Here is a 16,937-nt window from a genome sequence, read left to right as displayed (position 1 = left end):
CCGGGGCCCGACCGGAGTCCGAGGCGTGGCGGAAGCCCGGGCCTGGCTCGAGCCGGGGGCCCGACTGGAGTCCGAGGCCCGACGGAGTCCGAGGCCCGAGTGGAGTCCGAGGCGTGACGAAAGCCCAGCGCCTGAGGGAGCCCAGCGCCTGAGGGAAGCCCAGCGCGTGACGAAAGTCCGAGGCCCGACGGAAGTCCGGGCCTGGATCCAGTCCGGGGCCGAGACGAACCCGTCGACCGACTCGAGTCCGTCGCGCGACTGGACCCCGTCTGGACTCGAGTCCGGAGCCCGACTCAAGTCCAGGCGGCATCGAACATCCGGCAGTCGGCTACCCCAGCCGCCGGTCCAGTGCCGCGACCGCGTCCCGGAAGGCGCGGCCGACGCCCGGCCGGGCCAGACGGCACACCAGGCGGAACGCGGCCGTACCGTCGAGCGCGAAGGTCATCCGCACCCGGGTCCCGGAGCCGGCCGGGGCCAGGCGCCACTCCTCCACCCAGGCGCGGGCCCCCGGCGTCTTGGTCACGTCGACCCGGTAGGCGTACACCTCGGGCCCCGCGGCCGCCAGCACCGTCTCCTCGAAGCGGATGCCGCCCCGCAGCCGGACCTCTCGCCCGTTCTCCGTGGGCCGGGCGGAGGACACCGCCGAGAACCACTCCGGCCAGCCCGCCACGTCCTCGGCCAGGGCCCGGAAGACCATTTCCGGCGCGGCGGCCATGTCCCGGGTGAACACCAGCCGTACGGGCGCGGTCCCGACGAACTCCGGACCGACCGGGCGTAGACGCTGAGCCATGGCGACGAACCCCTCGTGAAGTCCCGTGCGGAGGCGGGGCGTTGGCCCTCAGCGTAGTTGACGGTCCGTCAGATGTCCTCGTCCGCTACCGGTTCCGGCTCGCCCGCCACGATCAGCTGCGGCAGGTGCTCCGAGATCTCCGTGCGCGCGTCGGCGGGCAGGCCCGCGTCCGTGACGAGCATGTCCACCTGCTCCAGCGTGGCGAACGAACTCAGGCCCACGGTGCCCCACTTGGTGTGGTCGGCGACCACGACGACCTGGCGCGCGGAGTGCACCAGCCGCCGGTTGGTCTCCGCCTCCGCGAGGTTCGGCGTGGACAGTCCGGCTTCCACCGATATGCCGTGCACCCCCAGGAAGAGCAGGTCGAAGTGGAGCGCGGCGATCGCCTGGTCGGCCACCGGACCCACCAGCGAGTCGGACGGGGTGCGCACCCCTCCGGTCAGCACGACCGTGGCCGCGCCCTGCCGCTGCCCCGAGGTCCGCTGCGCCGCGTGGAAGACGTCCGCGACCCGCACCGAGTTCGTCACCACGGTCAGGTCGGGTACCTCCAGCAGATGCTGTGCGAGCGCGTACGTCGTCGTACCGCCGGACAGGGCGATCGCCGTACCCGGGGTGACCAGCCGCGCGGCGGCGCGCGCGATGTCCTCCTTGGCGGTCAGCTCCAGCCCCGACTTTGCCTCGAACCCCGGCTCATGAGTGCTGGGCTCGATCACCGGCACCGCGCCGCCGTGCACCTTCTCCAGCACGCCTTGGCGGGCGAGCGCGTCAAGATCGCGGCGCACGGTCATGTCGGACACCCCGAGCTTGCGGGTCAGTTCGTTGACCCGCACACCGCCCCGGCGCCGGACCTCGTCCAGGATCAGGGCGCGGCGCTGCTCCGCGAGGAGGTTCTGATTCTCGCTCACGTACGCTCCGGTCCTTTCGCCGCCAACCGTCCGACACGCCCGGCGCCCCTGCTCCGACCTGGACGTACCAGTCGGAGCTGCGCGGGCGTCCCATCTTTTCACGGGTCGGTACCGGTTGCGCCACCACCTGACACGACGCGCACATGTCACTGACGCCCCGGCCGCACCGCCCGGCGCCACACGGATCGGGGAGATTCCGTGACGACGGGTGTGCACCGGCGCGGAACCCGAGATCCTGGAGCGCGCACCGACACAGGCCTACAGGGCGTCACGGGGGAAGTGCGAGAACAGTGGAACGCGCGCAGGAACGCCCCGACGGGCAGGAACCGACCGAACCGCGACACGAGCCGGACACCGACCTGGAACTTCTCGTGCACGGGGTCGGCGGCACCACACCCGAGAAGATGCTCGGTGATCCGCGCACGGTCCGGATCACCGGCGACGACACGGCCGCCGTGTTCCGGCGCACCACGGAGGCCGAGGCCGGGAGCCGCCGGAAACACGGGCCCGTCCAGGAGGCCTACGTCTGGTGCAACCTGACCTCCGGCGACGGCAGCCGCGCCCTGTGGCTGTTACTGCTGCCCTTCATGGTCGTGAACCTCGCCCACTGGATGCGCCCCGCCGCGCCGGGCCGGCAGCGCACCGTCCGCTTCTACGGCCTCCTCGTGCGCCTGGCCGCCCTCACCCTGACCGTGCTGCTGGTGGCCGCCGCCTGCGAGGTGGCCCTGGACCTGGTGGCCTGGCAGTGCGCCGGGTCCCGGGCCTGCGCCGGCCGCCACTCCTGGCTGGGCTTCCTGGCACCCGGCCCGTCCTCCGGCGGCTGGTGGAGCGCGCCCGGTCGCCGGCTCGCTCTCGCCGCCGTGGTCCCGGCCGCGCTCACCGGCCTGCTCTGGTACCTCTCCCACCGCACCTGGAACGCCTACGAGTCCCACCAGCCGATCTCCCGCGACCCCGAACCGGCCGCCGACGGCAGCGCCCTCGCCCGGCCCGGCTTCTGGTACGGGCGCCGCCTCGTGGCCCGGCTGCGCGCCGCGCACACCGCGGCCGGCCTGCTGACCGTGGCCGCCGCCGTCGCCACTCCCGCCGTCCGCTTCGACCACCGCCCCGGCGGGCCCGCCGCCCTGGACGCCCTGGGCTGGCTGCTGACCGCGGCCCTGCCGGCCGGGGCGGGAGCGGCGGTGGGCGTGGTCTGCCGCCGTGGCCGCAGCGAGAACCGCCTCGACCAGCGACTCGACCGCCACCTCGTACGACGCCTGCCGCTCGGTGCGCTCGCCCTGCTGCTCCTCACCCTGGTGTACGCCGGCTGGACCCGGCCCGGCTGGCAGTCCGAAGGGCGGCTGCCCGGTGACCCGGCCTTCGGCGCCCTGATGCTGGCCCAGGGGCTGCTCGTGGTCGTCCTCGCCGCCGTGGCCCGGCACCTGTACCGACGCCGCCCCGACCCGCGCGCCGGAATGCGCGGGCTCGGCGGTCCGGCCGTCGCGCTGCTCGCCTGCGCGCTCGGCGGGGTGATCTCCGGCGGGGTCGCCCAGCGCGTCGCCGACTGGCTGGACGGCACCCGCGCCCTGCTGCCCGGACCACCCGTCCTGCTCACCTGGCAGGCGTCCGCGATCCCTCCCCTCCTTGCCGTCCTGCTGCTCCTGGCCGCCCGGCTCGCCCTCGGCACCGCCCGGCTCGCCCGCGCCGAACGCGACCGGGTCCGCCGCGAGCACCCCGGCGAACCCGAGGACCCGGCCCGCACCCGCGCCATCGCCCACGCCCGCGCCATGGCCACCCTGACCGACCGGGCCCCGCTCGTCCTCGCCGTGCTCACCGCCACCACGCTGCTGCTGGGCGCCGCGGCGCTGTCCGGGGCCCTGGCCACCGGAAAGACCCCCGGCGGCGCGGCTCACCGCACCCCCGACGCCGTACAAGCCCTGGCCGAGACCTCACAGGCCGTGGGCTCCTGGCTGATCGGGCTCGGCTTCCTGCTGTTCGTCACCTGGGGCAGGCGCGCCTACAAGGACGCCTCGGCCCGCCGCACCATCGGCATCCTCTGGGACGTCGGCACCTTCTGGCCGCGCGCCGCCCACCCCTTCGCGCCGCCCTGCTACGCCGAGCGCGCGGTGCCGGACCTGACCTGGCGGATGGCGGCCTGGACCCGGCGCACCGGAGGCCGGCTGGTACTCTCCGGGCACTCCCAGGGCAGCGTCCTGGCCGCCGCCGCGGCCTGGCAGCTGACGCCGTCGGTCCGCGGACGTGTCGCCCTGCTGACCTACGGCTCCCCGCTGGAGCGCCTGTACGGCCGCTGGTTCCCGGCCCACTTCGGCCCGTCGGCGCTCGCGGCACTGCACCGCGACGTCGCCTGCTGGCGCAACCTCCACCGCCCGACCGACCCCATCGGCGGACCCGTGCGCGTCCCCGGCGACAGCATCCCACCGGTGGACCACGAGCCCCTCGCGGACCCGCTCGCCTACGGCCGCACCCCCGACCACCCGCTGCCGGCCCCGATCCACGGCCACTCCGACTACCAGGCGGACCCGGCCTTCACCCGCGAACGGGCACGGCTGCTGACCCGCCTGCGCCCGGAACTGCCGGGGCAGCGCCCGGACCCGGGAGCCCCGCGGGGAGGCCGCGGCTAGGGCCTGTCGTCACGTTCCCGTCGTCGCCCGAGGGGCGGCCCCTCGGCGTCCGGTGCGTGCGCTCGGCGTGCCGGGGGGGAAGCCCTCGTACCGGACGTACCGCCGCTCACGGCAGCTCGGGCAGATCCTCCGCGAACAGCAGGGTCAGGTCGTCGGTGGTCGGGTCGGGGAGCTGGGCGACGCGGCTCGCGTGCCGCTCCACCATCGCCTCGAACGTCTGGCGGGCGGTGCGGCCGTTGCCGAACGCCGGCCCCTTCGGGATCTGCGTGAAGTACTTCAGCAGCGCCTCGGACGCGCCCGGCGTCAGCCGGTACTCGTGCTCGTCGGCCTGCTGCTCCACGATCCGCAGCAACTCCTCGGGGCCGTAGTCGCCGAAGGTGATGGTGCGTGAGAAGCGGGACGCGACACCCGGGTTGACGGAGAGGAAGCGCTCCATCTCCGCGGTGTAACCGGCGACGATCACCACCACCGCGTCCCGGTGGTCCTCCATCAGCTTCACCAGCGTGTCGATGGCCTCCTTGCCGAAGTCCCGCCCGGCGTCCTCCGGCGACAGCGCGTACGCCTCGTCGATGAACAGCACACCGCCACGAGCCCGTTCGAAGGCCTCCTGGGTGCGGATCGCCGTGGAACCGATGTGCTCACCGACCAGGTCGACCCGGGAGACCTCCACCAGGTGGCCCTTCTCCAGCACATCGAGAGAGGCGAGGATCTCGCCGTAGAGCCGGGCGACCGTCGTCTTCCCGGTGCCGGGGGAGCCGGTGAAGACCAGATGCCGCTTGACGGAGGCCGCCTTCAGACCCGCCTGCTGCCGCCGCCGGCCCACCTCGATCATGTCGGTCAGCGCTCGCACCTCGCGCTTGACGCTGTCCAGGCCCACCAGCGCGTCGAGTTCCCCCAGCACGTCCGTCGACGTCCGCACCGGCTGCGCCGGTTCCGCGGCGGCGGCCGACGGTTCGTGCTCGCGGGCGCGCTGTCCGGGCAGCGCGCCGAGCAAGCCGGGGGACTGTGCCGCCGTCGCCACGGCCGTCTCACGGACCGCCGGCGGCCGCAGGCTGCCGCTCTCGTCGCTGGTGCAGTCCTCCACGACCGGACCCGTCCCCGAACCGGTGTCCGGCCCCGCCTCGGCGAACTCGTATCCGCCGCGCGCGCACCGCTCCGTACGGCACTTCCGCAGCGTCGCACGGCAGCCGTCGATCACATGGAAGCCGTAGCCGCCGCTTCCGCTGACCCGGCAGTTCAGGAAGCTGCCGCGACCGCCCGCCGAGACGTAGAAGCCGGCCTCGGCAGGGGAGTCGACCGTGCAGCGCTCGATGGTCGGGTCGGCGCCCTTGGTGACGATCACTCCGGTCTGGGTGCCGTCCACAGCGCAGTTGTTGAGCGTGCCGCCGCTGCCGTGGTCGCGGAACCACGCGCCGGTGGCCGCGTCCCTGATGCGGCAGTCGTCCAGCTGCGCGGTCGCCCCGTCGCTCACCGACACGGCCGTGTTGCGCACCTGGGACAGGTCGCTGTCCACGACGTCGGCTCGGGAGCCCCGGTCCAATACGAACAGCGCGTCCGGCACGTCATGCACCCGGCAGGACTCGAGGACCGCCGTGGCGCCGTCGCTCACCCACACCGCCGGGTAGTCACCGGTGCTGTCGAAGATCTCGCACTGGTTGGCGTCCACCCGGGTGCCCGGGTCCCACACCGACAGGCCGTTGCGGCCGAACTGACGGACCGTCGTCCGGGTCAGCGTGAGCACCGAACGGGAACGCAGATCGACCGCGTTCTCCGGGATGTCATGGATGTGGCAGTCGGCGAGCGTGAGCACCGCGTCCGTGTCCAGCGTGACACCGTCGGCGGTGGTGCGGTGGACATCGCAGTCGGTCAGGTGCGCCGTGGCCCGCTGGGTGACCTGCACCCCGGAGCCGCGCACCTCGTAGATCTCGCAACCGATCGCCTCCAGCGCGGAGTTCTCGCCGGTCGCGGTCAGCCCGGTGCCGGAGGCGTGGTGCACGCGGCAGCGTTCCAGACGGGGATGGGCGCCGCCACGGACCGCCACTCCGGCCTGCCCGGCCGCGACGACCTCGCACTCCTCGAACACCCCGCCCGCGCCGTCGAGGACGGCGATGCCGATGCCGGCCGGGTTGTCCACGGTGCAGCGACGCACGGTGGGCCGGGCACCGCCGCGCACCTCGATGCCGACGGCGGACCGCGTCACGATCCGTACGTCCAGCAGCTCGGGCGTGCCCTCCTCGACCAACAGCGCCGGCGCGGCCGCGTCCTGGCCCTCCACGTGCAGGTCCTGCACCACGGCCGAGGCCCGCACGGTCAGTGGCACCCCGTCCACGGGCGCGATCCGCACCGAGCCGGGGGAGCCCTCGGGCCCACGGAGCGTCACCGCCCGCTGGAGGACGAGGTTCTCCCGGTAGGTGCCGGGGGCGATGGTGAGGACGTCGCCGTCCGCGGCGGCCTCCAGGGCGGCGGCGAGCGATGCGTACTCACCCGTGCGGCGCCGCCACCGCGAAGTACCGGTGTGCGTCACCTGGACCGTGCCCTGTGCCATGGCGTTGCTGTGCCCCCACCTCGTCGTACTGATGGCTCGCTCCCGTCGGGGCGTCGCCGCCGGTGCCGGGACCGCGAGCGTGCCCAGCCCCGGGGGACCCGAGCGCGTTCGCGCCCTCGGGAACCCGCACGCTCCGGGGATGCGCTCACCCGCGGGGCGTCGCCGAAAGCGCTTCGGCCGGTCCACCGTAGCGTGTGCGTGCACGGTGGGTTGACCAGAGCCGGAAGGCCGTCAGCTGCCGGTGCCCGCCTTGCCCCAGTCCGGACCCGCCCGGTCCCAGGCCTGGTCCCAGCGCGCGTACCGGCGGCGGACCATGCGCCAGACGGCCAGGCGCCGCCCGGCCTCGACCAGGGCCGCGGCCACGAGGGTCACGCCGACCCCGGCGAGCACCGCGTGCGTCGTCGCCGTCGGGGAGTCCAGCGGGCGGGTCGTTATTCGGCCGTGCGGGTCGGTCCAGACCCTGAAGTGGTCCCCGGGATGCGCGGTTTTGAGATCCGCGAGGACCGTGCCGTGCCGCAGGGTGCCGTCCGGCGCGGTCCAGTCGGCGACGACGCGGCTGCGGGGCTCGTGCGCGGAGCTGATGTCGGGATCGGTCTCCAGGGGGGCCCGGCCCAGATCACGGATCACGGTGGCGATGACCAGGTGGCGGGTGTGCCGCTGCTCCCGCACGGACCGCTGCAGCGAGTCCTGGGCGGCGGCACCTACCAGGCAACCGGCCACGGGTGCGGCCACGGCGATCAGCACCAGCGCCACGAGGGCCACCCATGCCTCGGCCAGATCGGTCGCACGGCACAGCGGGTTGTGCCGCCAGCGCCACAGCCCCCTCAGTGCCCGCATCTCCCCACCCCCTTACGCACCGTCATAGCGCCCCGCGCAGGCGCTCACCCCCGGTCCCACCCAAGAGAGACCGACATCACGTCCGCCGCCACCCGTGACGGACGCGGACTCCCACGGATCCCTCCTGCCCTCCCAACGACCGGGACCCGTCCCCGTGTTCCCGGCCGCCGGACCGGTCCGCGATCCGGCGTCGCGAGCTACTCCAGCACCCGGACCGGGTCCCCGATCCTGATCGTGCCGGACGAGAGGGGCACGAGGTTCTGGCCGAAGAGCAGCTTGCCGCCGATCCTGCGATGGCGTCCCAACGTGCGCAGCGGCTCCCGGCCCCGTACGGCGGTCTCCTGGTCGGTGGTGGTCACCACGCACCGTCCGCTGGGCTTCGGGCCCCGGAAGACCACCTCGCCGATGGAGATCCGCGACCAGTGGTCCTCGGCCCAGGCCTCGGTGCCCGCCACGACGACGTTGGGGCGGAACCGGTTCATGGGCAGCGGGCCCTCGTGGGCGTGGTCGCCCTCGGCTATCAGGGAGTTCAGGGCGTCGAGGGAGGCCGCGGTGGTGACCAGCAGGGGATAGCCGTCGGCGAAGCTCACGGTCTCGCCGGGCAGGGCGTAGTCGGGGTCGACCGGGCGGCGGGTGGCCGGATCGTCCATGTGGACCAGGCGGACCTCCGCCTCCAGGTAGGCGCTGCACCAGGCATGCGCGGCCGCCGCCGCCGGGACCGCCTCGACCTTCGTACCGAAGACGTTCACCGGCACCGTGGTCGCGGGCTCCGGCACCGCGACCGTCAGCGGCGCCCGACCGGGCGCCGACAGACGAACGCCGCCGCCGGCCAGAGGCTCGGCGGCGGCCAGCGCGAGTCGCGGCTGCTCTCGCTGTGTGACGACCTTTCCCCCGTCGTCGATCAGTGTCCAGCGCCGGTCCCCGGCCAGGCCCCAGGGCTCCACCACGGCCTCCCGGGGCGACAGGCCCCGGAACGCCTTGACCGGATGGACGTGGATCGACTGCACTTCGGCGATTCGCATGACGCCATCGTGCCAGTCGGCACCGACAGCGCGGGGTGCGCCGGTCAGTACCCCCGGTACTGCTGGTTGTTGTACGGGTCCTGATACGAAGCCTGCGCGGGCCGCGGCGCGGCCGGACGCATGGCCTCGTAGCCCGTGCCCGTCGCCATCGGGCGCTGCTGCTGCTGCGGGGCCTGCGGCCCGGGGTAACCCCGCGGGGCGCTCGCCTGCTGCGGGATGTACGCCGTGGGCGCATGCTGCAGCGGCGCGGGCTGCGGCGTCTGCGGGTAGCCGTAGGCGGGGGCCTGCGGGGACGGGGCCGCCGGGAGGGCGGGCAGTGCCGACGGCAGGGCGGGCAGGCTGCTGCCCGTGTCGTAGGCGGCGGGGACCCGGATCGGGGCGATCTGCGGGGTGCCCCGCTCGGCGACGAGGGAGTCGTAGATCGGGGTGTCCGGGAAGGAGGCGGAGTAGTAGCCGCCGCCATAAGTGGAGCGGGGGGAGGTCATGGCACATAAGTTAAGCCCACGATGTGCTGGTTGGGGAGACCGATAAGACGGTTGATTTCCGTGTCGCCAGTGGCCAGGGAGTCCCAATCCGAGCGAACTCGGCAAAAATGGACGTCGCTCGACGTTTGGATCGTGCAAAGACCGAGTTCCTGCGGGGTTACCGGCGGTTGACCGGCGATCTTCCTGCGCCGCTCATCGGAGTTCGCCGTGCCCGGGAATAGGTTGTGCGGGTAGGGATGAACCGGACCGCCGGGGACTCCCGGAAACCGACACGCGATGGGGGCGGACATGTCAATGCCGAAGGGATCGAACACGCCGGTGCCGGCCACGGCCCTGCGCGTCGAACTGGGCTGGCGCCCCGGGCCCGGCGTGCCCGACGCCGACGCCTCGGCGCTGCTGCTCGCCGCCGGGAAGGTCCGATCCGACGGGGACTTCGTCTTCTACAACCAGCCCGCCCACCCCTCCGGCGCGGTCCGCCACGAGGGCAAGCGGACGGCCGGCGGACGTGTCACCGACACCCTCTTCGTCGACCTCGCGCGCGTGGAGGCCACGATCGAGCGGATCGTCCTCGCCGCCTCCGCGGACGGCGGCACGTTCGGACAGGTCCCGGACCTCTACGTCGAGGTGACCGACCCGGCGACCGGCCAGGTGGCCGCCCGCTTCGACAACCCCGGCGCGACCGTGGAGACGGCGTTCGTGCTGGGCGAGTTCTACCGCCGCCAGGGCGGCTGGAAGTTCCGCGCCGTCGGCCAGGGCTACAGCAGCGGACTCGAAGGTCTGGCGACGGACTTCGGAATCACCGTGGACGAACCGCAGCACGCCGCGCCACCCACGGCGAGCACCTCGGTGACCGCGCCACCGCCTCCGGCCCCGATGTCACCGCCTCCGGTGGCGGCGCCGCGGCCCGTGACGGTGCCGCCCCCGCCCGCGGCCCCGCCGGCACCCGTGACCCAGCCGGTTCGCCTGTCCAAGGTCACCCTGACCAAGGCGGCACCCTCCGTCTCGCTGGCCAAGCAGGGCGGGACCTCCGGAACCATGCGGGTCAACCTCAACTGGCAGGTGCGCAAACAGCTGCGGGGCTGGGGCGCCCGGTGGGGCGGCGGACAGGGAGACCTCGACCTCGACCTGTGCGCCCTGTACGAACTCGCCGACGGCCGCAAGGGAGTCGTACAGGCCCTCGGCAACGCCTTCGGGTCGCTGAACCGGCCGCCGTACATCCACCTCGACGGCGACGACCGCACCGGCGCGACGGCCGACGGCGAGAACCTCACCATCAACCTCGACCACAAGCAGGACTTCCGGCGCATCCTCGTCTTCGTCACCGTCTACGAAGGCGCCAGCTCCTTCGCCGACCTGCACGCCACCGTCACCCTCCAGCCGCAGCACGGCGCCCCCATCGACTTCTCCCTCGACGAGTGCACCGTGCCCTCCACGGTGTGTGCGCTCGCCCTGATCACCAACACGGGCGGCGATCTCGTCGTCCAGCGTGAGGCGCGGTATCTGGTGCCGGAGCGCGGCGTGAGCCCGCAGCGGACCATGGACCGCGCCTACGGCTGGGGCATGAACTGGACGCCCGGCCGTAAGTGACCGGGCTCAGCCCTCGTCGGGCACCGCGTCGGGACGGGCGTAGGTGCGGCCCTTCCACGCCGCGCCGCGCCCCCGGTAGTGCTGCACGGCGGAGTCGACCGTCATCAGGAGGTACAGGAACGCGGTGAACGGCAGCAGCGGTGCGAGCCACAGCGGCTGCCGGTAGTAGCGGAGCATCGGCACGTACGTCCCCGCCATCACCGCCCAGGCCAGCGCACCGAGGACGGCCGTCGTCGTGCTGCCGGCGACCGCGCCCACGACCAGCGCGGCGGGCGGCGCCAGGTACACCAGCGCGAGCCCGGCGACCGTACCGAGGAGCAGCAGCGGGTTGTGCCGCAGCTGCGCGTAGGCGCTGCGCGAGACCATCCGCCACAGGTCGTGCAGCCGCGGGTAGGGCCGCACACTGTCCACCCGGTCGGCCAGTCCCAGCCACACATGGCCGCCGGTGCCCTTCACCGCGCGCGCGAGCGCCACGTCGTCGATGACGGCATGCCGGATGGCGTCGGGGATGCGGGCCTTCTCCGCCGTACCGGCGCGCAGCAGGACGCAGCCACCCGCCGCGGCGGCCGTACGCGATCCCTTCTGGCCGATCCGGCGGAAGGGGTACAGCTGCGCGAAGAAGTAGACGAACGCCGGGACCACGAGCCGCTCCCACAGGCTCTCCACCCGCAGCCGCGCCATCTGCGACACCACGTCGAAGCCGCCGGTGCGGGCCGCCGCCACCAGCTCGCGCAGGCTGTCCGGCGCGTGCGCGATGTCCGCGTCCGTCAGCAGCAGGTACTCCGGATCACGCGCGCGTGCCAGGCCGATGCCGTACCGCACCGCCCACAGCTTGCCCGTCCACCCCGCCGGCGGCTCACCGGGTGAGCCCACCGTGAGCGGCAGCCCGCCGTGCCGGCGGGACAGCTCGCGGGCCAGCTCCCCGGTGCCGTCCGTACTCCCGTCGTCGACGAGGAAGACCTCCGCGCGCCCCGGATAGTCCTGTGCCAGCAGCGACGGCAGGCTCGCCGGCAGCACGGCGGCCTCGTCCCGCGCCGGTACCACCACGCAGACGGACGGCCACTCCTCCGGTTCCCGGCGCGGCGGCAGCCGGACGTCCGTGCGCCAGAAGAAGCCCTGGCACAGCAGCAGCCAGCACCAGGCGGCAAGGGATACGGCGGAGATCCACAGGACGGCGCTCACGGCCGCAGTCTGCCCCACCCGACCGGCCCGCAAGAGCGCATCGTCTATCGTGGCCGGGTGAAGATCGCGCTCATGGACTCCGGAATCGGCCTGCTTCCCGCCGCTGCCGCGGTACGTCGACTGCGGCCCGACGCGGATCTCGTCCTGTCGTGGGACCCGGACGGCATGCCCTGGGGACCGCGTACTCCCGAGGACATCACCGAGCGGGCCATCGCCGTGGCCGAGGCCGCCGCCGCCCACGAGCCCGATGTCCTGATCGTCGCGTGCAACACCGCGTCCGTGCACTCCCTGCCGGCGATGCGCGCCCGGTTCGAGCCCGGTCTCCCGATCATCGGCACCGTCCCCGCGATCAAGCCGGCTGCCGCGGGCGGCGGTCCGGTCGCGATCTGGGCCACCCCGGCGACCACCGGCAGTGCCTATCAGCGAGGGCTGATCGAACAGTTCGCCGACGGCGTGGCGGTCACCGAGGTGGCGTGCCCCGGCCTCGCGGACGCCGTGCATCACGCGGACGAGGAGGCGATCGAAGCGGCCATCGCCTCGGCCGCCGCCCGCACCCCGGACGACGTGACCACCGTCGTCCTCGGCTGCACCAACTACGAGCTGGTCGCCGAGCGCATCCGGGCAGCCCTCCAGCAGCCCGGCCGTCCGCCGCTCATCCTGCACGGCTCCGCCGGAGCGGTGGCCGCCCAGGCCCTGCGCAGGATCGGCGCGCAGCCGAATCCGGCCGCCGTCGCCGACACCGGCCTCACGGTGCTGCTCAGCGGTCGCGAGGCGATCCTTCCGGACACGGCCCTGGCCTACGAGGAGGGCCGCTTTCTGCGGACGGTCAGCACCGTCCGCTGACCGGCGGCCGACCGGCCCGGCGTGCGCCACGCGGACCGGTCACCGTGAGCCGCGCCCTCCCGGCGCCGCGAAACCTGAGTAACCTCATAAACATGAGGGACCACCCCCACGCAGACGACGCCCCGCACTCGGACGTCTGGACCGGGCGCGCCACCAACCGCGTCCAGTGGCTGCTGGCGCTGGTCGGCGCGGCCTGCTTGGCGCTCGGCATCGAGCTGGCCGTGGACTCGGCCTGGAGTTCCGGCATCGCCCCGCTGGTGATGTCCGTCGTGGGCTGCATCGCGGCCGGCCTGCTGGTCATCTTCGGCACGCTCGCCTTCGTGCATGTCGACCTCAGACTCGACCAGGAGTGCGTCGAGGTGCGCTGCGGTCACATCGGACTGCCGCGCCGCCGCATCCCGCTCTCCCACGTGGCCGGCGCCGACTTCACCGCCCTCGTCACTCCCCGGCACTGGGGCGGGTGGGGCTACCGCTGGCGCCCCGAGAAGGGCACGGCGGTCGTCGTACGCCGTGGCGAGGGCATCGTGCTGCGCCTGTGGGACGGCCACACCTTCACGATCACCGTGGACAACGCGGAGTCGGCGGTGCGGGTCATCAGGGACCGGCTGCGCACGACACCGGGGTCGACTCACTGAGGGCCGGGCGAAGACGACCGCCGCCAAGAGGGGGCGCAGCTCAGACCCGCGTTTCGTCGCCGTCGCCGACCCCGGCCCACGGCCGTGCCGTCGCCCATCCCGCCAGCAGACCCGCGCCCGCGGTCACCGGGGTGAAGCTCAGCGCGTTGCCCACCGAGGCCAGGGCGGCCAGTGCCGTCAGGGCCGCGCCGGCGGTGAGGGCGACCGGGGTGGAACGAGGGGTGCGCCACAGGGCGTGCAGGACCCAGCAGAACACGGCCGCCAACAGGAACACCCCGACGAAGCCCTGCTCCGACGCCTGCTGCAGTGGGGCCGAGTGCGGTCTGCCGTCGCCGGACAGCAGGGTGTGCGGCGTGGTGCCGCTCACCTCGCCGAACCGGCCGGGTCCGACCCCCAGGCCGCTGTCCCGGCCGGCCAGCCGCAGGGCGTCCTGCCACAGCTGGACCCGGTGCGGGGTGAAGCGGCCGGTGAGCGCCCCGGCGAGCCCGTCGGGCAACCAGCCCGCGGCGACCGCCCAGGTCGTCCCCGTCACCAGGGCCGCCGCGCCGGCCAGAGCCGCGAGGCCCGCGCCCCGGCGGGGCACCGAGCCCGCGGCGAGCGAGCACAGCAGGACGGCCGCACTGGCCGCGCACCCGGCCGCCGAGCCCAGGGCGGCTCCGGTCAGCACGGTCGCGGCGGCCAGCGCCCGCAGCCCCAGCCGCACCGCGGGTACGGGCGTCGCCCAGGCGGCACAGCAGGCGGCTCCCGTGGCCAGTGCCAGCAGCGCGGCCGTGGCCCCGGCATGCCCGAGCGGGACGGCGTACCGAGGTCCGGGAGAGAGGCCGGGCAGCGCCACGGTGAGCGCGAGCCCGGCCGCCGCACCGGCACCGGGCGCGGCCACCGGCAGCAGCGCTCCGGAGACCCGGCCCGCGGCGTAGCCGGCGGCCACCGCCAGGACCGCGAGCAGCATGCCCTCGGGTCGCCCGTCGTGGGCCGCCGCGGTGATCAGTGACCATCCGGCGCAGGCCCCGAGCAGGATCATGCCCGCGCCGTCAGAAACGTTTCGTCTGGCGTTCTCCGCGTCCGCACCGGTCGCGGACCTCGTCCCCGTCGACCCCACCCGTCGCCCCTCGCACCCGGTCCCCCGACCTGTGGCAGGCCAAGGCCGCGCGCCGGATCCGGCCGCTGCCGAGGCTGCGCACACCGTAACGGCTGATGCCCCGTTTGTGGACGAGGTGCGGAGGAACGTCGTGATGTCCGCCGGATTCCGACGCCGCCGCCGACACCACCCGAAGCGGCCGCGCTGCCCGGGTTGGCGCCGGATGTGGGGCGGTGTCGAGACCGTGGGGGAGTGGGGCGGGTACGACCCGGCGGCCACCGTGCGGGCCGGTGCCGGTGCCGGTGCCGGTGCCAGTGCCAGTGCCGAGCGGTGAGCGGTGAGTGGTGGGGGCGCGGCGGCGGTGGCGGGCCGGAGGCGAGCGGAGGGGGAGTGCGGGTCGTGCCGGTGTCGAGTGGTGGGGACCGGGGGGCGGAGTGGTTACGACTGCCGAATGATCGGGGCGGGCAGGGCGAGTGCGACCGGCGAGGATCGTGCCGGTGCCGGTGCCGGTGCCGGTGCCGGTGCCAGTGCCAGTGCCAGTGCCGAGCGGTGAGCGGTGAGCGGTGAGTGGTGGGGGCGCGGCGGCGGTGGCGGGCCGGAGGCGAGCGGAGGGGGAGTGCGGGTCGTGCCGGTGTCGAGTCGTGGGGACCGGGGCGGCGTTGGCGGGCCGGTGCCGAGTCGTCGGGGCCGGGGCGGCGTTGGCGGGGCTCACCAGCGACGATCGGGGTCGGCCGGGACGGCTCCGGCGTCTGACCGCGCTGTCGGCGGGCCTGTAGGCCGCCGTACACTCACCCGGGTGACCGTCACCGCAACTTCCGTGGACCAGCCGGACCGACTCCGGCCGTCCCCCGCACCCGGCGCGCTCGGCGGCCGACTGCTGCGCCTGGTCCCGGCCGTCGCCTCCGCGCTCTGCGGAGTGCTGCTCTACGTCAGCTTCCCGCCGCGCACCCTGTGGTGGCTGGCACTGCCCGCCTTCGCCGGGTTCGGCTGGGTGCTGCGCGGGCGTGGCTGGAAGGCGGCCTTCGGCCTCGGCTACCTCTTCGGGCTCGGCTTCCTGCTGCCGCTGCTGGTGTGGACGGGCGTGGAGGTCGGTCCCGGTCCCTGGCTGGCCCTGGTCGCCATCGAGGCGGTCTTCGTCGCCCTGGTCGGCGTGGGGGTCGCCGCCGTCTCCAGGCTGCCGGCCTGGCCGGTGTGGGCGGCCGCCGTCTGGATCGCGGGCGAAGCGGCACGCGCGCGTGTGCCCTTCAGTGGCTTCCCCTGGGGCAAGATCGCGTTCGGTCAGGCGGACGGCGTCTTCCTGCCGCTCGCCGCGCTGGGTGGTACTCCGGTGCTCGGCTTCGCGGTCGTGCTGTGCGGATTCGGCCTGTACGAGGCCGGGCGGCTGCTCGTCGAGGGGCGCCGTACCCGGGCCGTGCCGCGCGGTGCGGCGGCGGCCGCGCTGCTGAGCGTGGCCGTGCCGGTGGCGGGGGCGGTCGCGGCCCGCGCGCTGGTGAGCGACGAGGCCGAGGACGGCACCGCGACCGTGGCGGTCATCCAGGGCAACGTGCCGCGTGCCGGGCTGGAGTTCAGTGCCCAGCGGCGGGCCGTGCTGGACTACCACGCGCGCGAGACGCTCAAGCTCGCCGCCGACATCAAGGCGGGCAAGGCCGCGAAACCCGACTACGTGCTGTGGCCGGAGAACTCCTCCGACATCGACCCCTTCACCAACCCCGACGCGGCGGCCGTCATCGAGGGTGCCGCCAAGGCGGTCGGCGTGCCGATCTCGGTCGGCGGCGTCGTGGAGAGGGACGGCAAGCTGCTCAACGAACAGATCCTGTGGGACCCGGTCAAGGGTCCGACGCAGACCTATGACAAGCGGCAGATCCAGCCCTTCGGCGAGTACCTCCCGCTGCGCGGGCTCGTCGGCGCGATCAACAAGGACTGGACCGGCATGGTCCGTCAGGACTTCAGCCGGGGCGGCAAGCCGGGCGTGTTCGACATCGGCGGCGTCAAGGTCGGTCTGGCCACCTGCTACGAGGCGGCCTTCGACTGGGCCGTGCGGGACACGGTCACGCACGGCGCGCAGATGATCTCCGTGCCGAGCAACAACGCCACGTTCGACCGCAGCGAGATGACCTACCAGCAGCTCGCCATGTCCCGGATCCGCGCCGTCGAGCACAGCCGCACCGTGACCGTGCCGGTGACCAGCGGTGTCAGCGCGTTCATCATGCCGGACGGGAAGATCACCCAGAAGACCGGCATGTTCGTGCCCGCCTACCTGGTCCAGAAGGTGCCGCTGCGCACCTCCGAGACCCCGGCCACCGAGCTGGGCATCCTGCCGGAGATCGCCCTGGTGCTGGTCGCGGCGGGCGGGATCGGCTGGGCGGTCGGCTCCGGTGTGCGCGGTCGGCGCGCCGGTGGCGCATAGCCG

At 74.0% G+C, this 16,937-nt stretch carries 14 protein-coding genes; 6 read left to right on the top strand and 8 right to left on the bottom strand.

Translation table 11 applies throughout. The features are described 5' to 3' along the window. Window positions 1-328: 328 nt before the first annotated feature. Together ACZ5CW_RS06420 and ACZ5CW_RS06415 are read right to left on the bottom strand one after the other, a co-directional pair. Complete coding sequence (locus tag ACZ5CW_RS06420; RefSeq protein WP_468598911.1) at window positions 329-790, bottom strand: SRPBCC family protein; 462 nt, start codon at window positions 788-790, stop codon at window positions 329-331. A 68-nt stretch (window positions 791-858) separates the two neighbouring features. Next, window positions 859-1,695 (bottom strand): DeoR/GlpR family DNA-binding transcription regulator, encoded by an 837-nt coding sequence (locus ACZ5CW_RS06415; protein WP_468598910.1) that lies wholly within the window; start codon window positions 1,693-1,695, stop codon window positions 859-861. A 290-nt stretch (window positions 1,696-1,985) separates the two neighbouring features. On the opposite strand from ACZ5CW_RS06415, the gene ACZ5CW_RS06410 reads away from it, so the two are divergent. Next, entirely contained in the window at window positions 1,986-4,313 is a 2,328-nt protein-coding gene (locus ACZ5CW_RS06410) for a hypothetical protein (RefSeq protein WP_468598909.1), read from the top strand. Between the two features lie 106 nt (window positions 4,314-4,419). On the opposite strand, the gene ACZ5CW_RS06405 is transcribed toward ACZ5CW_RS06410, so the two are convergent. The 4 genes from ACZ5CW_RS06405 to ACZ5CW_RS06390 all read right to left on the bottom strand — a co-directional run bounded on the left by ACZ5CW_RS06405 (window position 4,420) and on the right by ACZ5CW_RS06390 (window position 9,202). Then, a complete protein-coding gene (locus ACZ5CW_RS06405; RefSeq protein WP_468598908.1) occupies window positions 4,420-6,858 on the bottom strand; it encodes a right-handed parallel beta-helix repeat-containing protein in 2,439 nt (812 codons plus the stop codon). Window positions 6,859-7,089: 231 nt separating this feature from the next. Further along, on the bottom strand, window positions 7,090-7,695 hold the full coding sequence (locus ACZ5CW_RS06400) for an Rv1733c family protein (protein WP_468598907.1): 606 nt from the start codon (window positions 7,693-7,695) through the stop codon (window positions 7,090-7,092). Between the two features lie 197 nt (window positions 7,696-7,892). Then, window positions 7,893-8,717 (bottom strand): MOSC domain-containing protein, encoded by an 825-nt coding sequence (locus tag ACZ5CW_RS06395; protein WP_468598906.1) that lies wholly within the window; start codon window positions 8,715-8,717, stop codon window positions 7,893-7,895. 44 nt (window positions 8,718-8,761) lie between these two features. Beyond that, window positions 8,762-9,202: a DUF6643 family protein gene (locus tag ACZ5CW_RS06390; protein ID WP_468598905.1), complete on the bottom strand. Its 441-nt coding sequence runs from the start codon at window positions 9,200-9,202 to the stop codon at window positions 8,762-8,764. Between the two features lie 294 nt (window positions 9,203-9,496). Between ACZ5CW_RS06390 and ACZ5CW_RS06385 the strand changes: the two genes are divergently transcribed. Continuing rightward, window positions 9,497-10,789 carry a TerD family protein gene (locus tag ACZ5CW_RS06385; protein WP_468599058.1) on the top strand — a complete coding sequence of 431 codons (1,293 nt, stop codon included), beginning with the start codon at window positions 9,497-9,499 and terminating at the stop codon, window positions 10,787-10,789. A 6-nt stretch (window positions 10,790-10,795) separates the two neighbouring features. Here the strand turns inward: ACZ5CW_RS06385 and ACZ5CW_RS06380 are convergent, their stop codons facing one another. After that, entirely contained in the window at window positions 10,796-11,989 is a 1,194-nt protein-coding gene (locus ACZ5CW_RS06380; RefSeq protein ID WP_468598904.1) for a glycosyltransferase, read from the bottom strand. A 39-nt stretch (window positions 11,990-12,028) separates the two neighbouring features. Between ACZ5CW_RS06380 and ACZ5CW_RS06375 the strand changes: the two genes are divergently transcribed. Further along, a complete protein-coding gene (locus ACZ5CW_RS06375; protein ID WP_468598903.1) occupies window positions 12,029-12,814 on the top strand; it encodes a glutamate racemase in 786 nt (261 codons plus the stop codon). A 92-nt stretch (window positions 12,815-12,906) separates the two neighbouring features. After that, window positions 12,907-13,449: a hypothetical protein gene (locus ACZ5CW_RS06370; protein WP_468598902.1), complete on the top strand. Its 543-nt coding sequence runs from the start codon at window positions 12,907-12,909 to the stop codon at window positions 13,447-13,449. A gap of 40 nt (window positions 13,450-13,489) precedes the next feature. On the opposite strand, the gene ACZ5CW_RS06365 is transcribed toward ACZ5CW_RS06370, so the two are convergent. Then, window positions 13,490-14,470 (bottom strand): O-antigen ligase family protein, encoded by a 981-nt coding sequence (locus tag ACZ5CW_RS06365; protein WP_468598900.1) that lies wholly within the window; start codon window positions 14,468-14,470, stop codon window positions 13,490-13,492. A 211-nt stretch (window positions 14,471-14,681) separates the two neighbouring features. Here ACZ5CW_RS06365 and ACZ5CW_RS06360 point away from each other — a divergent pair, with 211 nt between their 5' ends. Continuing rightward, on the top strand, window positions 14,682-14,861 hold the full coding sequence (locus ACZ5CW_RS06360; protein ID WP_468598898.1) for a hypothetical protein: 180 nt from the start codon (window positions 14,682-14,684) through the stop codon (window positions 14,859-14,861). A 462-nt stretch (window positions 14,862-15,323) separates the two neighbouring features. After that, complete coding sequence (gene lnt, locus ACZ5CW_RS06355) at window positions 15,324-16,934, top strand: apolipoprotein N-acyltransferase (protein ID WP_468598897.1); 1,611 nt, start codon at window positions 15,324-15,326, stop codon at window positions 16,932-16,934. The last annotated feature ends 3 nt before the right edge of the window (window positions 16,935-16,937 follow it).

The sequence above is a fragment of the Streptomyces sp. NPDC031379 genome (genome assembly GCF_055569615.1).
The sequence above is the reverse complement of the archived record's forward strand: the minus strand, read 5'-3'. Positions and strand labels throughout refer to the sequence as shown.